Origin of the sequence: Carnobacterium sp. TMP28 (genome assembly GCF_047553015.1) — a bacterium.
Taxonomy (GTDB): Bacteria; Bacillota; Bacilli; order Lactobacillales; family Carnobacteriaceae; genus Carnobacterium_A.
The window spans coordinates 1,042,128-1,057,510 of sequence record NZ_CP180212.1 but is presented as its reverse complement, the minus strand read 5'-3'; the positions used below and the strand labels follow the sequence as shown (position 1 = coordinate 1,057,510).

General features: G+C 33.6%; 13 protein-coding genes and 1 other annotated feature. Of the genes, 1 reads left to right on the top strand and 12 read right to left on the bottom strand.

What is annotated here, in order from left to right; translation table 11 throughout:
- Positions 1-7: 7 nt before the first annotated feature.
- The 5 genes from ACMHYH_RS05090 to hisS all read right to left on the bottom strand — a co-directional run bounded on the left by ACMHYH_RS05090 (position 8) and on the right by hisS (position 6,070).
- Positions 8-910 carry a deoxyribonuclease IV gene (locus ACMHYH_RS05090; RefSeq protein ID WP_414840249.1) on the bottom strand — a complete coding sequence of 301 codons (903 nt, stop codon included), beginning with the start codon at positions 908-910 and terminating at the stop codon, positions 8-10.
- Between the two features lie 87 nt (positions 911-997).
- On the bottom strand, positions 998-1,756 hold the full coding sequence (locus ACMHYH_RS05085; RefSeq protein WP_414840248.1) for an RDD family protein: 759 nt from the start codon (positions 1,754-1,756) through the stop codon (positions 998-1,000).
- Between the two features lies 1 nt (position 1,757).
- The gene (gene sppA, locus ACMHYH_RS05080; RefSeq protein WP_414840247.1) at positions 1,758-2,795 is read right to left on the bottom strand and encodes a signal peptide peptidase SppA; all 1,038 of its coding nucleotides are present in this window, start codon (positions 2,793-2,795) and stop codon (positions 1,758-1,760) included.
- A gap of 157 nt (positions 2,796-2,952) precedes the next feature.
- The gene (gene aspS, locus ACMHYH_RS05075; RefSeq protein WP_414840246.1) at positions 2,953-4,722 is read right to left on the bottom strand and encodes an aspartate--tRNA ligase; all 1,770 of its coding nucleotides are present in this window, start codon (positions 4,720-4,722) and stop codon (positions 2,953-2,955) included.
- 22 nt (positions 4,723-4,744) lie between these two features.
- Entirely contained in the window at positions 4,745-6,070 is a 1,326-nt protein-coding gene (hisS, locus tag ACMHYH_RS05070) for a histidine--tRNA ligase (RefSeq protein WP_414840245.1), read from the bottom strand.
- Between the two features lie 74 nt (positions 6,071-6,144).
- Positions 6,145-6,352, bottom strand: a binding site (T-box leader).
- 201 nt (positions 6,353-6,553) lie between these two features.
- Between hisS and ACMHYH_RS05065 the strand changes: the two genes are divergently transcribed.
- Positions 6,554-7,876 (top strand): N-acetylmuramoyl-L-alanine amidase, encoded by a 1,323-nt coding sequence (locus ACMHYH_RS05065; RefSeq protein ID WP_414840244.1) that lies wholly within the window; start codon positions 6,554-6,556, stop codon positions 7,874-7,876.
- Positions 7,877-7,927: 51 nt separating this feature from the next.
- Here the strand turns inward: ACMHYH_RS05065 and dtd are convergent, their stop codons facing one another.
- The 7 genes from dtd to ACMHYH_RS05030 all read right to left on the bottom strand — a co-directional run bounded on the left by dtd (position 7,928) and on the right by ACMHYH_RS05030 (position 15,359).
- Positions 7,928-8,374, bottom strand: a complete 447-nt coding sequence (gene dtd, locus ACMHYH_RS05060; RefSeq protein ID WP_414840243.1) for a D-aminoacyl-tRNA deacylase — start codon at positions 8,372-8,374, stop codon at positions 7,928-7,930.
- A 36-nt stretch (positions 8,375-8,410) separates the two neighbouring features.
- Positions 8,411-10,621, bottom strand: coding sequence for a RelA/SpoT family protein (locus ACMHYH_RS05055; RefSeq protein WP_414840242.1), 2,211 nt, complete (start codon positions 10,619-10,621; stop codon positions 8,411-8,413).
- A gap of 256 nt (positions 10,622-10,877) precedes the next feature.
- Complete coding sequence (locus ACMHYH_RS05050; protein WP_414840241.1) at positions 10,878-11,639, bottom strand: 16S rRNA (uracil(1498)-N(3))-methyltransferase; 762 nt, start codon at positions 11,637-11,639, stop codon at positions 10,878-10,880.
- A 1-nt stretch (position 11,640) separates the two neighbouring features.
- Entirely contained in the window at positions 11,641-12,591 is a 951-nt protein-coding gene (gene prmA / locus ACMHYH_RS05045) for a 50S ribosomal protein L11 methyltransferase (RefSeq protein ID WP_414840240.1), read from the bottom strand.
- A 42-nt stretch (positions 12,592-12,633) separates the two neighbouring features.
- Positions 12,634-13,125, bottom strand: a complete 492-nt coding sequence (locus ACMHYH_RS05040) for a DUF3013 family protein (RefSeq protein WP_414840239.1) — start codon at positions 13,123-13,125, stop codon at positions 12,634-12,636.
- 96 nt (positions 13,126-13,221) lie between these two features.
- The gene (locus ACMHYH_RS05035) at positions 13,222-13,461 is read right to left on the bottom strand and encodes a hypothetical protein (protein WP_414840238.1); all 240 of its coding nucleotides are present in this window, start codon (positions 13,459-13,461) and stop codon (positions 13,222-13,224) included.
- A gap of 167 nt (positions 13,462-13,628) precedes the next feature.
- A complete protein-coding gene (locus tag ACMHYH_RS05030) occupies positions 13,629-15,359 on the bottom strand; it encodes a Na/Pi cotransporter family protein (RefSeq protein ID WP_414840237.1) in 1,731 nt (576 codons plus the stop codon).
- Between the last annotated feature and the right edge of the window lie 24 nt (positions 15,360-15,383).

Sequence of the window (15,383 nt, the reverse complement as noted above, 5' to 3'; positions counted from 1 at the left end):
TAATCGTTTAATAGTCTTTTTGATTTAAAATATCTTCTAATAAATTAGGGTTAAACTCTTGCGACCTTAACATCTTTATCTCGTGCCCATAAGGTGCTATTTTATTTTTTTTATCTTCTCCAACAAAAGGAGTTTCCAATATTTTGGGTAATAATTTTAACTTGGGATGATGAACTACAGCATTTAAAGCCTCAAAACCTATTGTTCCAAAACCAATATTTGCATGACGATCTTTATGACTACCTTGTGGATTTTTTGAGTCATTTACATGAATGACCTTTAATTTATCTAAGCCTATAACACTATCAAACTCTTGTAAGACACCATCAAAATTAGTTTTAACATCGTATCCTGCATCATTTATATGACACGTATCCATCGTGACAGAAAGCTTGTCATTCAGTGTAACTCCAGAAATAATCTCAGCTAATTCTTCAAAAGAACGGCCTATTTCTGTTCCTTTTCCAGCCATTGTTTCTAAAGCAATTTGTGCCAATTGGTCTTTATGAAGGACTTCATTTAGTCCTTTAATAATTTGCTTGATGGCTGCTGGGGCTCCTTCGCCAACATGAGCGCCTGGGTGCATTGTAATTTGTCTCGCACCCAGAGCTTCTGCACGTATTATTTCTGCTTTTAAAAATTCGATACCAAAGGCAAAGTTTTCAGGTTTCAACGTATTTCCTAAATTAATAATATAAGGAGCATGAACAACTATGTTTGATAATCCGTGTTCTTGCATATAAGCAGTGCCTACTTCAATATTCATCTCTTCAATTGCTTTTCTTCTCGTATTTTGAGGTGCACCAGTATAAATCATAAAGGTAGTTGAACGGTAGCTCGCAGCATCTTCTGCCGAACCTAACAACATTTTCTTGCCACTCATTGAAACATGCGATCCTAATAAATCCATATTCTTTACTCCCCAATCTTCTCTTTAAACTCTTATTCATTGTAAGGTAGTTCAGCTAAAAGAACAAATCAAACAGGTCATTTTCATCTATATATGAATAAAGTTTTCAGATTTATACCAGTCTTTTACATGTAGCGTATTTTCTAATACAACTGATGTATCAGTAAATAAATCAACAATGTGTTGCTTTCTTTTTGTAAAGAGAACGGATAAATACAAAAAACTGATTGTTTTTAAAATGTAACGGCCAAAGCCTTCACGAATAATAACGGTCATCCAGCTTAATCTTTCTTCCTTAAAACAAACAACTCTTAAACCAAAAATCATTTTTCCAATGGTTTGTCCATTAGTTAATTTCGTCATCAAAATAAAATACAGTAAAAATACAGTTAATTTACTAAGTGAATACAATGATACATAATCCGTACTCATTGATGTTTGAGTTAACCCAAAGAATGGATAAATAATTAAACGATTTAAACTACTAACAATTATTAAATCAATCAGATAGGCAAAAAAACGAAGCCAAAAGCCACCATAAAAAAAAGGAGGGTAATAATTAAACGGTGTTTTCTCTACTTGTTTTTGCCTATTTTGTTCTTTCCAATAAAGTCTTCGTTCCTCTCTCAATTCTTCAGGAGTTTTAGTTTTTTCGTGTTTTTCTTGCTCTACTACTTTTTCTCCACTATCCAAATAATCACTATTTTCGTTAATTTCTTTTTCGTGTTGAATTAAATGCTTTTCATGTTGTAGATTGGTTTCTTCTTCTATTAATAAACGTTTTAATTCACTTAAATCTAACTCTTTTGTTTCGCCTTTTTCAGTTAGTTCCTTTTTAGTAACCATCTTATTTACCTCCATAGAGGTAGATCATTCTAGGAGTTTGACTATCACTAAGTTGTTTTGTTATTTCCGTAATCATTTCTTCTGAAAGCGATTTCTGAGTAGCTACCTCACTCACTTTAGAAGATAAAAGTGATTTAAATGACAACGAATCAGAAGAGTACTGAAAAACTTCTGCATCTTCTATGTTATTTTCTTTTTTTAGTGCATCTAAAGCATCTTCTTGGTAACCTATTTGATCAACCAATCCAATTTTCTTTGCTTGTGCGCCGTCGTAAATTCTTCCATCTGCAAGGATTTTCACTTCATCGATTTTTTTGTTTCTACCTTCTGCTACAACTGTTACGAAACGATTATAAGAATCATCAACTAGACTTTGTAAAATTTGTTCTTCTTCTTTTGTCATTTGCTTGCTTGTAGAACCAATATCTTTGAATGGGCCACTCTTTACAGTTGTATCCTCAATACCAATTTTTTCATATAACTCACTTACATTGAGACTACTCATAATTACACCAATGGATCCAGTTAATGTCTCGTTTGACGCAAAAATCTTATCTGCAGAAGCCGCTATATAATAACCACCACTAGCTGCCACATTGCCCATTGAAACATAAAGGGGAATAGGTGTAGTTTTTTGAATGTCATCTATTTTATCTTTTATTTGAGCACTTTCATAAGTACCGCCACCTGGAGAATTAATAGATAATACTATTCCTTTTATTGAATCATCTGCTTTTATAGCCTCTAACTGCTCCATAAAAAAAGTATGATTGTAACCAGATGTGTCTAAAAAACTAGCCGTTTGATTGGCTACAATTGCTCCGTTAACTTCAAGCAATACAATGCGTTCTTCTTGATTTCCTTCGAAAACGATCGATTCATCTAATGCTTGTTGTCCTAAAAATAAATTAGCTGTTTCCATTACTGTATTAGTTGGCTCCCCTGTTGGATTAGCTTTTGATGTTAAATCACTGATGATAAACGAAAGCACAAAAAGTCCAATTGCAATTGAAATAGCCGTCCATCTTTTAGTTGTCATTCTTTTTCCTCCTTTTAATTCTCTTTCTTTAATTTTACAACTATTGTAATGTATTTCAAGTAGCGATTTAAGAAAAATAAGCATTAAGAACTTTTTATAAAAAGTTTCTTAATACCTATTTAACAATGAGCTAGAACAAGCGTACGTTATTCATGGCTTACTCTTCTATTTTTAACGTTTTAATCGAAAGATCTTCTAATTGAGCTTCACTTACTAGACTTGGCGCTTTCGTTAATGGATCGACTGCCCGACCATTTTTAGGAAAAGCAATAACTTCGCGAATATTTTCTTCTCCTGCTAATAACATTGCGAATCGATCTAACCCTAGAGCGATTCCTCCATGAGGTGGAAAACCATATTCTAATGCCTCTAATAAGAAACCAAATTGTGCTTGTGCTTCTTCTTTTGTAAAACCTAATGCTGAAAACATTTTTTCTTGAATTTCACGAGAATGAATTCTTAATGACCCACCACCCAGTTCATAGCCATTCAAAACAATATCATAAGCTTGTGCATGGACTTTTTCTGGTGCTGTTTCTAATAAAGGGATATCTTCTTGTCTAGGCATAGTGAAAGGATGATGAGCGGCGCTAAAACGCTTAGCTTCTTCATCGTATTCTAATAACGGCCAGTCAACAATCCAAAGAAAAGCAAATACAGATTTATCAATTAAGTCTAAATCTTTTGCTAACTTAGAACGAAGGGCTCCTAATGCATCCGATACGACTGATTTTTTATCTGCAACAAATAATAATAAATCACCAGGTTCAGCTTCTAAACGATTAATTAAGTCTTGAGGATTTTCTTTAAAGAATTTAGCAATCGGTCCTTTTAATTCCTCTTTTTCTACTTTTAACCAAGCTAAACCCTTTGCACCATAGATAGAAACAAACTCTCCTAGAGCATCAATATCTTTTCGAGAAAATTTGTCTGCTGATCCTTTAACGTTTATTGCTTTGACTTCTCCGCCATTAGATACCGCTCCACTAAAGACTTTAAACTCAGAATCTTTAACTAAATCACTGATTTGAACAAGTTCTAAGCCAAAACGAACATCCGGTTTATCGCTGCCAAAACGGTTTATCGCTTCTTCATAACCCATTTGTGGAAAAGGCCTTGGTATCTCAATTCCTTTTGTATCCTTCATCACTTTAACTAACATTTCTTCTGTAAAACGTTGGATTTCATCTGCTTCTAGAAAGCTTGTTTCGATATCGATTTGAGTAAATTCTGGTTGACGATCTCCACGCAGATCTTCATCTCTAAAACAACGAACAATTTGATAATAACGATCGAAGCCTGCACCCATTAATAATTGTTTAAATAATTGTGGGGATTGAGGCAAGGCGTAAAAATGACCAGGATGCACACGAGAAGGGACTAAATAATCACGAGCACCTTCAGGGGTCGATTTTGTCAAATAAGGTGTTTCTATATCAATAAATTCTTTATTATCTAAATAATTGCGAACAGACTGAGTCATTTTGTGTCGTAGCATGAAATTTTCAGTCATTTCTGGACGTCTTAAATCTAAATAGCGGTATTCTAATCGTTTATCATCCGAAACGGACACACCATCTTCAATATAGAAAGGAGTTGTTTTTGATTCATTTAAAACCGTTATTTCCTCTACTTCAACTTCTAATTCTCCAGTAGCAATATTTCTATTGATAACATTTTCATTACGAGCAACCACTTTTCCCTTTATCTCAAGAACATATTCATTGCGAACCGTTTCTGCAATAGCTAATGCTTTTTTTGAAAAAACTGGATTAAAAACAACTTGAATAATGCCTTCTCTATCTCGTAAATCGATAAAGATTAAATCACCTAAATCGCGTCTCTTTTGAACCCAACCTTTTAAGATTACAGTTTGACCTAATAAATCTTTTGAAATTCTTCCACAATATTCTGTGCGTCCCGCCATTTCACTCAACTCCTAGTATCGTCTATTTTTCTTTATTAAAAAAATCGTTAAATGCTGTCATATCTGTTGTTTGTATATTAAATACTTTTTCAAAATCTTTATAAATGTCTTTTAATTTAACACTTGATTCTGTATTATTTTTCATGACTTTAAAGTTAACTTCCCCATTGCTTAACTCTTCTTCTCCAATCGTCAAAACAACTTTGGCTCCTAACTTAGAAGCTGTTTTAAATTGGGCTTTTGCTTTTCGATCAAAATAATCTCGATCTGCAGAAAATCCTGCTTGGCGAATCGTTTGCACTAATTTTAATGTTTCAATGCTTGTTGACTCACCTAAGCCAACAACGTAAACATCTACTTCATGTTCATTAGGTATCTCGACCTCTTCTGCTTCTAAAGTCAATAATAATCTTTCTAAGCCTAAAGCAAAGCCAAATCCTGGAGTGGCAGGTCCTCCAATTTCTTCTACAAGACCGTCGTATCGCCCACCAGCACAAATCGTTGTAATGGCTCCAAATCCGGGTGCATCACTCATGATTTCAAAAATAGTATGAGTGTAATAATCTAATCCCCTTACCATATTGCTATCAATTTGGTAAGGAATAGCTAAGACATCAAGCATTTCTTTGACTGCTTCAAAATGGTTTTTGGATTCTTCATTTAAATAATCTAAAATAGATGGTGCATCTTTAACAATTTCTTGATCATTTTTATTTTTACTGTCTAAAACGCGTAGAGGATTTTTATGCAATCTAACTTGTGACTCTTCACTTAATTGATCAAAATGTGGCTCCAAATAAGCAATTAGTGCTTCACGATAAGCTTTTCTACTTTCTATATCTCCAAGTGAATTAATCACTAAAGAGAAGTGTTTCAGACCAAGCTCATTAAACAGATCCATTGCCAGTGCCATTGTTTCAACGTCAATAGCTGGATTCATACTGCCAAATACTTCCACACCTAATTGATGAAATTGTCTCATGCGACCGCCTTGTGGTCGTTCATAACGAAACATCGGTCCCATGTAATACACTTTATAAGGTTTTGCGTATTCTGGTCCGAACAGTTTATTTTCAACGTAAGCACGAACAACTGGAGCTGTTCCTTCTGGACGAAGAGACATATGACGCTTGCCTTTATCGTAAAAGTCATACATTTCTTTAGATACAATATCACTTGTCTCCCCTACGCCTCTCGAAAATAAGTCATAGCTTTCAAAAATAGGGGTTCTAATTTCATTGAACTGATAATCTCCTAAGATTATTTTTGCTGTTTCTTCTATATATTGCCATTTTAATGAATTAGATGGCAATAAATCAGCTGTTCCTTTTGGTCTTTGAATTTGCATCATATACACTCCTTAGTTTAATAAATAACTTAATAATAATCATAAAAATAAAAAAAGCCCTTATTCCATAACAGAATAAGGACGAGTTTAATTTTAGTTCTCGTGGTACCACCTTTTTTTGAGAGCAAAACTCTCCTCAACGATTAACGCTCGTAACGTAATAGCTTTTCACTATTAGCCCTCCAGAATGTCATTCAGATTTATAATGGGAACCATTTTCAGCCAAGATGGTCCTTTCTGTTTGCGCATTATTAAACTTACTTTTTCTCTCAATGGGTAATTATGTTCTAATATGGTTACATTACAAGAAAGCTTTGTACTTGTCAAGTTCTCTAAAATAGGATTTTCTACTAACTCTTTCATTTCTTATGTGAATGAGCCATTCTTTCATTGCATAACAAGACAGTTAATTGCTATAATTAGAAAGAATTCAAGATTAAATGCTTGCACTTATTTTTCAATAAGAAGGTAGTGAATGATTACATGAAAAAAATCAATAAATTAAAGCAACCAAAAAATTTAGTTTTTTTTCTAGCTATTCTTTTATTTATTAGTATGACAACTTTTTCCACATTTGTCCTTGCTAACCAAAATACGATTAAAGTTGATGCAAGTGTTGTAAACATCCGTACTGGTCCTGGTTTGTCTTATGATATTATGACACAAGTTGTCGGTGGAGAAAAAATAAATATTCTATCCGAAGAAAATGAATGGTATAAAATCCGATTAAGCAACGACCAAATTGGCTGGGTTGCTAGTTGGTTGATAGGAAATACAGAATTCAGTGTTGCATCAAATAAAGTAGGTACTATTTCTACTAAAATAGCGAATATCAGAAGTGAAGGAAATTTAGACGCTACTATTTTAGGTAAAGCTACTCAAGGTACTGAGCTAACTATTCTTTTTCAGCAAAATAATTGGACTCAAGTACAGTTTAATGGACAAGTGGCTTGGGTTAGTTCCGATTTAATCGAAATAACAGCTGAAAAAAAATCCATTATTCCAATAATTGCTTCAACGAAAAACGATGAAGATAGTTCTATTGAAACCATTACTGCACGATTCGAAGGCACAAATATTCGAAAGGGCCCTTCTACTAATGAAACCATTCTTTTTAAGGCCAACAAAGGCGATAATTTCACCTATTTAAGTACTGAAGGTGAATGGTACAAGATTAAAAACAATGATGGTCAGACCGGTTATGTCGCTAACTGGGTAGTGGACCTATCAGAAAGTCAATTAGCTGCGCCTCCAGCTAATATTACATCTTTAGCTGAAGCAACAATTGTCATTGATGCTGGACACGGTGGTGAAGATCCTGGAGCGCCCGCACCAAATTATAATGAAAAGGAAGCTACTTTAAAAACAGCTAGTGCCCTTTCTGGTAAACTCAAACAAGCTGGTGCTAACGTTATTTTAACCAGAAGTTCAGATGAATTTGTTAGTTTAGAGAAACGTGCTAGTATCAGTAATCAGGCTTCTGCTGATGTATTCATCAGTCTGCATTACGACTCAACAGAAATCCCTAATGAAGTTAGTGGGACAACAACTTATTATTACAATGAAAAAGATGTGGGTTTAGCTGAAACTATCAACGAACAACTTCAGATAAATAATCCACTACCAAATAATGGGACTCGATTTGGAAATTTTTATGTCTTACGTGAAAATACTCAACCGGCTATCCTTTTAGAACTAGGCTATCTAAATAATACCGTTGACCAAGCAACTATTTATACAAATTCTTATCGTGCATTCGTTGTTGAAAGTCTTTATCAAGCCTTAAATACCTATTTCTCTTCCTAACAAAAAAGCTTCTCTTTATCCATTATTGAAAGATGGATAAAGAGAAGTTTTTTATTTACTTTTACTATCCAGTATAATTGTAACAGGTCCATCATTTACTAAAGAAACTTGCATATCTGCACCAAAAATACCCTGCTCAACGTGTAAATTATTTTTTCTTAATCCTTCATTGAACAATTCATACAAAGGAATAGCTATTTCTGGTTTCGCTGCTTGAATAAAACTTGGGCGATTTCCTTTTTTTGTTTCTGCATGCAGAGTAAATTGAGAAATAGATAATATAGAACCGCCAACATCTTGAACAGATAAATTCATTTTATCCGATTCATCTGAAAAAATACGCATCGCTGCTATTTTTCGAACCAAGTAATCAACATCTTCTTTAGTATCTGCTGCTTCTATTCCTACTAACAAGACTAAGCCATGCTCGATAGCTGCTATCGTTTTATTGTCTACTTTTATTTCTGCTTGTTTACTTCTTTGACTAATGATTCTCACACTCAACCTCTTTTCTATCTTAATGTTTATCCTTTATTAAGAGGATATCCTTTGAACATTATAGACATCAGGAATCATTTTTATCTTATCTATAATTCTTTCTAGCTGATTTAGATTCGGAATTCCAACAGTCAATGTAATGGTCGCCATGCGATTATTATCTACTTTACCACTGACATTATTTAAATTACGCGTCATTCCATTCACGACTTGCAATACCTCGTTTAATAATCCAGAACGATTGTACCCTTCAATTTGAAGATCTGCATCGTATTCTTGTCCTTGTGATGAGGTATCTTCCCACTCTACATCAATCAATCGATTTTCGACATCTTTTGCAGCTTTTACATTTGGGCAATCCGTTCTGTGAATAGAGATGCCTCTTCCTTTTGTAATATATCCTACAATTGGATCCCCTGGAACCGGGCTACAACATCGGCTAATTCTTACTAATAAATTATCAACACCTTGAATCACGATTCCGCCTTCATGACGAACTTTAATTTTATCTGTTTCTTTTTTTGATTTTACTTCGATAGTTTCAATTTCTAATGCTTTCTTTTCAGTCTCTCTTACTCGTCTTTCTTTTTCAGTCAAACGGTTGGCCACAGCGAGCGCAGTGACTTCACCAAAACCTATTGCTGCATATAAGTCTTCTTCAAGTGTGAAATTAAATCGATCTAAAAGAAGTTTCATATTTTGTTTCGTTAAGAATTCTTTTGGTACAAATTGCATATCATTAAGCTGCTTTTCAAGAGCTTCTCGACCTTTTACAATATTTACTTCACGATCTTGCAATTTAAAGAAACGTTTAATTTTATTTTTTGCTTTGCTCGTTGAAACGACACTGACCCAATCTCTACTCGGACCAGATGAATTGGGTGAAGTTAATATTTCAATAATATCACCTGTTTTCAACTTATAATTCAAAGGCACTATTTTACCGTTTACTTTAGCTCCAATCGTTTTATTCCCTATCTCTGTATGGATATGGTAAGCAAAATCTAATGGACCAGCACCTGATGGCAATTCACTTACATCCCCTTTAGGAGTAAACACGTAGACTTTATCTCTGAGAATATCGCCTTTTACACTTTCCATAAAGTCACTTGCATCGTGAGATTCACTTTGTAGTTCTAAAATATCTCTAAACCAGGATATTTTTTCTCCTACATCTGAACTTTCTATTTTCTTAGTTATTCCCTCTTTATATGCCCAGTGAGCTGCAACACCATATTCAGCTACTTGATGCATTTCTTCTGTTCGTATCTGTACTTCTACTGGCCTTCCATTAGGACCAATAACTGTGGTATGAATAGATTGATACATATTAGATTTTGGCATTGCAATATAATCTTTAAATCTCCCTGGCATCGGCTTCCATCTTGTGTGAACAGCACCTAAGACAGCATAACAGTCCTTAATTGAATCGACAATCACACGAATAGCAAGTAAGTCGTAGATTTCATTAAACTGCTTTTTTTGATCTTTCATTTTAATATAAATAGAATAAATATGTTTTGGTCGTCCGTAAATATCCGCATGAATACTCAATTCATCAACTGAATCTTGAATAATTTGAATCGTATTTGAAATATATGATTCTCGTTCTTCTCTTTTAGAGTTCATTAGATGCACGATTCGATAATATTGTTGTGGATTTAAATAGCGCAAAGAAGTATCTTCTAATTCCCATTTCACTTTACTAATTCCTAAACGATCAGCTAACGGTGCATAAATTTCTAGTGTTTCATTTGCAATACGTCTTTGTTTATCTGGTCGGTGGAATTTTAATGTCCGTAAATTATGAACTCTATCCGCTAATTTAACCATAATAACACGTAAATCTTTGGCCATCGCCAATAGCATTTTACGATGATTTTCTGCTTGTTGTTCTTCATGTGATTTAAACTCAATCTTCCCTAGTTTTGTCACACCATCAACTAGCATAGCTACTTCTGGTGTAAATTCTTTAGAGATATCTTCAAACGTAATATCAGTATCTTCAACTACATCATGTAAAAATCCAGTTGCAACAGTTACTGGATCCATTTTAAGCTCAGCTAATATGCCTGCGACTTGAATAGGATGAATAATATAAGCTTCTCCAGATTTTCGTAACTGTCCCTCATGAGCTTTAGTAGCATAATCACATGCTTTTTTGACAAAAGCAACATGGTTACTGTTCATATAAGCAACAGTTAAAGCTATGACCTCTTGCGATGTATAGATTTTATTTTTTGGCATATTGTCACCTTCTTTTTTAGTTGATCCTACTTTTAGTTGTATTGGTTTAGTTATTTTTGAGACTATCTCGTTACTAAAGCGAGTTTTATCATTCTTAACTTTCTGCTATTATACCGATAAAGATTGCTTTATTCAATGCTTACAAGAGTCTCTTTCGTTCATTTACTAGTCATTAACACTTAAATGAATCTCTTATTTGATTTATTATTTGCTTAGTAAATAGTAAAAAAGTGCCATTAAAAAAGACACTTTTTTGCTATTTATTTAATTCGAAATGATAGGAAATGGCTGCTAGTGCATACAACGGAGCTGTTTCTGTTCTTAGTATTCTTGGTCCTAGCGAACAAGTTGTCATTCCTACTTCAGTAAGAATAGTAATTTCTTCTCGACTTAACCCGCCTTCAGGTCCGAATACGATAAGAACTTTATCGTTGGGTTGTAACTTATTTATTATTTTTGCAAAATTTGTCATTTCGCCTTCTTTAGCACTCTCTTCATACGCTACTAGACAAGCATCATAAGAAGTGGCTAAGTTCGATAATTCTTTGAAAGATAAAACAGATGTTACTTCTGGGATTCTAGTTCTATGGGATTGCTCAGCTGCTTCTTGAGCTATTTTATTAAGACGCATAACCTTTTTTTCGCTCTTTTTTTTATCCCATTTTGTAATGGAGAAACTTGCTTGAAAAGGCATGAATAAACAAGCACCTAATTCTGTTCCTTTTTGAATAATATAATCTAACTTATCTCCTTTTGGTAACCCACTAGCGATGGTGATTTCTACTGGCAATTCTTTTTTACTTGTTTCATCTGATACCCATAACAAACTAACAAAATCACTTTCAATTTTCGTTATCTTTGCTACGATAGCTTTTTGGTCAGGAAAGACTAAGTAGACAGTCTTTCCAACCTCCATACGCATCACACGAGTCATATGGTGATGTTGTTCACCAAATAATCTAATTTCTGTTGTTTGGTAACTAGCTTTTCGTTCTTCATCAATAAAGTAACGTTGCATATTACTCGTCCTCTTCAGGTTTTTTAGCAATAATTGCAACCCAGTCTTTCATTTGTAATACTTGAATGATTTCAAATTCCTGTTCTTTCAGTTGCGCTAGAACAACTTCTTTTTTTGTTTCTATAATTCCAGACGTCAAAAATAAGCCACCTGGTTTTAATACCGTCCAAGCTTGAGGAATCAAAGGTAAGATAATTTCTGCTAAAATATTAGCGACAACAATATCTGCTTCTATTTCAATTCCTGCTAACAAATTATTTGCAGCAACTTCAACATCTAATGCGTAATCATTCAATTGAATATTATCATAGGCTGACCTAACAGCTACATCGTCTAAATCATATGCATGGACTTTCCCTGCACCTAATGCCTTGGCAGCAATACTTAATACACCTGACCCCGTTCCAACATCTAGCACCGTCTCATTGCCTCTAATACAATTCTCTAATGACTGCAGCGATAGGATAGTTGTCGGATGTGTCCCTGTTCCAAAAGCTAAGCCTGGATCTAATCTGATGATGCGCTCATCTGCATGTTCTGCTTTATAGTCTTCCCAGTTAGGAACGATTGTTAAAAACCGTGTAATTTTTAATGAATAATAGTATTGCTTCCAAGCAGTAGCCCAGTTTGTTTCAGCAACTTCTGAAATAGTTAGAATATTTGGTTCGATAGATAAGCCAATTAATTTCAAGTTAAGGATTTGTTCCTTGATACTAGAAATAATTTCTGGAGAGAATAAACTTTCTGGAAAGTAAGCTTTTACTAATGCTCCTTCTTCTAAGAAATCGTTTCTATCTAGCTTCCATATTTGCCCAAATCCATCATCTGGAACATTAAAAAAGTCTTGACTATCTTCAATAGAGACCCCTTCAGAACCTGCATCAATTAAAATAGTTGAAACAGCATCGACAGATTCAGTTGTTGTTTGTACACTTACTTCAATCCAATTCATTTTTATTCTTTGGCTCCTCTTTAGTTCATTATTTAGTTAGTGCTAGAATTTTGGGTATAAAACTTTTTCTGTGTTATAGCGATTAGTTTCCTTTAACGTTTGGATTGTCTGTTCAAAATTAGCTTGATTCCATTCCATTTCAAAGGTCTCAATACTAGGATCTGTAGAGAAATCTAATAAATCTGATTGCCCTTCTGTAACAATAATTCTAAGAATTTTTACAAAAGCATCTATTGAACCTTTCTCGATTCCTTGTTTAAAATCAAAAGGAATCGTTGCTAAATAATCCTCTAGTATTATTTTTGATTTTTCAGGATTATAAAAACAAATTGTATCTTCAAATTGGATGATATTTTCCGTATTCACTGTTCCTTCAATATCTTGAATAACTAAATTAGAATCTGTTTGTGCATAAATCGTGAAGGAAACTTCAATTGCATGTTGTCTTTTTTTCCATTCAATCGACCAATCAAAGTCTAAGTTAGCTTCACTCATTTTACTATCTAAGTAATCAATCATGTCTTGTTTTATCATTTTAATTCCTCATTTCTCTCAATTATATGCTAAAAAGTCGTTTCCTAACCAAAACTATTCTTTACCTTTTTGTTTTATTTGTTCAATTCCAGCATACTAGTTTATTGTTCGAATCAAACTAGTATGTGACAAGCTTTTTTGTACTACTGTATTTACTATCTGATGAGTATGCATAAAGTGAATATAAATCATCCTTGCTTTTTCGTATCTGAAGATTAATTTTAGCGTTCTTTTCAATGCATAATTATGGGTTGCCTCATCCATTTCTTCTATCCTTTTAGTTGAATCAAGCCAGAATTTATTTAAGTTTGTACCTATCCAAAATAAATAACTCATCTTTCGCTATAAGTATACAACAAATGATAGATAGTCGTAAATAAAACTAAAAAAAGGGTATTTCAATACAAATTCAGTCATCATACAAAAAAAGAAACAAAAGATATAATCACTTTTGCTCCTTTTCTTGTATCGTTCCAATTTTTTAATAAAACTAGTTGCTATTTTCAGTCATTATCAAAAGAAAAAAATTTTTCTTTTGTTTTTTCAAAGGTATCTGAAATTGTATGAAACGATTGCTTGTTTTCTACATGGCGTGCAATTTTAACAGAATGATCTCCAATACGCTCTAAACTTGAAACAATATCAATAAATAAAATCCCATCACCAGATCGTTCGGTTCCATTGTTGACTGATTCAATATATTTTTTGCGCATTTTGATTTCCATTTTATTGATCAATGGATCTTGACTAATCACTTTATTAGCTAATGATTCATCATCTTCTTCATATGCACGAATAGCATTTTTTACGATAGATTCTACCATTTCAAACATATCAATGACATCTTGGTCGTAAAGGAATGGTTTTTCGCCATTTGTACGTCCTTTTTCTTTATTTTTAGATTTCTTTTTCTTCTCTATTTTAATAATATCTTTTATATTATTAGCAATATTTTCACTATGGTCTCCTATACGTTCCAAATATTTCATAACGTCGATTAAAGCACTTAGCTCATTTGATTCAGCTATTGTTAATTTTTCTGCAGAAATAACCATTAAGTATTCAGTCAATCGTCTGTCAATATTGTTAACAGCTTCTTCTAAAGTCACCACTGTACTCAGGTCATTCTCATTTTGTTCTCGATAATAGCTGAAAGAATGCTGGAATTCTTCAATAGCAAATTTACTCATTTGATTGATTTCTAATTTAGCTTGATTTAATGCTAAGTTAGGTGAAATTTGAATAAATTTTGTATCCAAATTAGTTGTATCGTACTCTACTATGGCATCTTTTCCAGGTATAATTTTTTCCATTAACTTAGCAATATTATTAATAAACCAAAACTGAATCAAAACATTTCCAATATTAAATAGGCCGTGAGCAAATGCAATTTGCAATGCAGGATTTAAATTCAGTGTTTGGCCAAACCAAATAACTAGTCCGGTGAATGGATTTAGAAAAATCAAGAAAATAATGGTTCCGATAACATTAAACAGTACATGTGCACCAGCAGTTCTTTTGGCAGCAGTACTTGCTCCAATTGTTGCTAGAATCGCTGTGATCGTGGTGCCAATATTGTCACCAAATAAAATTGGCAATACAGCACTCAAGGAAACACTTCCTTGCATATAAAGTTTCTGTAAAATACCGACTGTTGCGCTAGAGCTTTGCATGATAAGGGTCATTCCTGTTCCAGTAAACGCTGCTAGGATAGGGTGATTAGAAAGGTTAACCATCAAATCAGTAAACGCTGGCAAATTTTCAAGAGGAGCCATTCCGCTACCCATTAATTCTAGTCCATAAAATAACGCACCAAAGCCAAACATAATTTGTCCAGTATTATTGATTAGTTGTTTTTTAAAGAAAAAGAGCAAGATTGCGCCAATTCCTAAGATGGGAAGTGCATATTCTCCAACATTAATTCCTATTATAAATGCAGTAATTGTTGTTCCTATATTAGCTCCCATGATAACGCCAATAGCTTGACGAAGCTTCATAAAGCCGGCACTAACTAAACCAACAGTTAAAACGGTTGTTCCAGAACTACTTTGAAGCAATACTGTCACAAGTACACCGGTTAAAACAGCTTTTAAGGGAGTAGATGTAAAGCGATTTAGTAAATCTCTTAAACTATCACCCGCAGATTTTTTTAGTCCATCGCCCATAATCTGAATACCAAACAAGAAAATTCCTAGTCCCCCTAAAAATTGGGACACCATTAATTGTACATCCAAAACTTTTCCTCCATTCAAAAGGAA

What these genes read in the sequence shown, in the direction of transcription:
- ACMHYH_RS05090 (WP_414840249.1), bottom strand. Translation starts at nt 910, where the DNA reads ATGGATTTATTAGGATCGCATGTTTCAATGAGTGGCAAGAAAATGTTG.
- ACMHYH_RS05085 (WP_414840248.1), bottom strand. Translation starts at nt 1,756, where the DNA reads ATGGTTACTAAAAAGGAACTAACTGAAAAAGGCGAAACAAAAGAGTTA.
- sppA (WP_414840247.1), bottom strand. Translation starts at nt 2,795, where the DNA reads ATGACAACTAAAAGATGGACGGCTATTTCAATTGCAATTGGACTTTTT.
- aspS (WP_414840246.1), bottom strand. Translation starts at nt 4,722, where the DNA reads ATGGCGGGACGCACAGAATATTGTGGAAGAATTTCAAAAGATTTATTA.
- hisS (WP_414840245.1), bottom strand. Translation starts at nt 6,070, where the DNA reads ATGCAAATTCAAAGACCAAAAGGAACAGCTGATTTATTGCCATCTAAT.
- ACMHYH_RS05065 (WP_414840244.1), top strand. Translation starts at nt 6,554, where the DNA reads ATGAAAAAAATCAATAAATTAAAGCAACCAAAAAATTTAGTTTTTTTT.
- ACMHYH_RS05055 (WP_414840242.1), bottom strand. Translation starts at nt 10,621, where the DNA reads ATGCCAAAAAATAAAATCTATACATCGCAAGAGGTCATAGCTTTAACT.
- ACMHYH_RS05050 (WP_414840241.1), bottom strand. Translation starts at nt 11,639, where the DNA reads ATGCAACGTTACTTTATTGATGAAGAACGAAAAGCTAGTTACCAAACA.
- prmA (WP_414840240.1), bottom strand. Translation starts at nt 12,591, where the DNA reads ATGAATTGGATTGAAGTAAGTGTACAAACAACAACTGAATCTGTCGAT.
- ACMHYH_RS05040 (WP_414840239.1), bottom strand. Translation starts at nt 13,125, where the DNA reads ATGATAAAACAAGACATGATTGATTACTTAGATAGTAAAATGAGTGAA.
- ACMHYH_RS05035 (WP_414840238.1), bottom strand. Translation starts at nt 13,461, where the DNA reads ATGAGTTATTTATTTTGGATAGGTACAAACTTAAATAAATTCTGGCTT.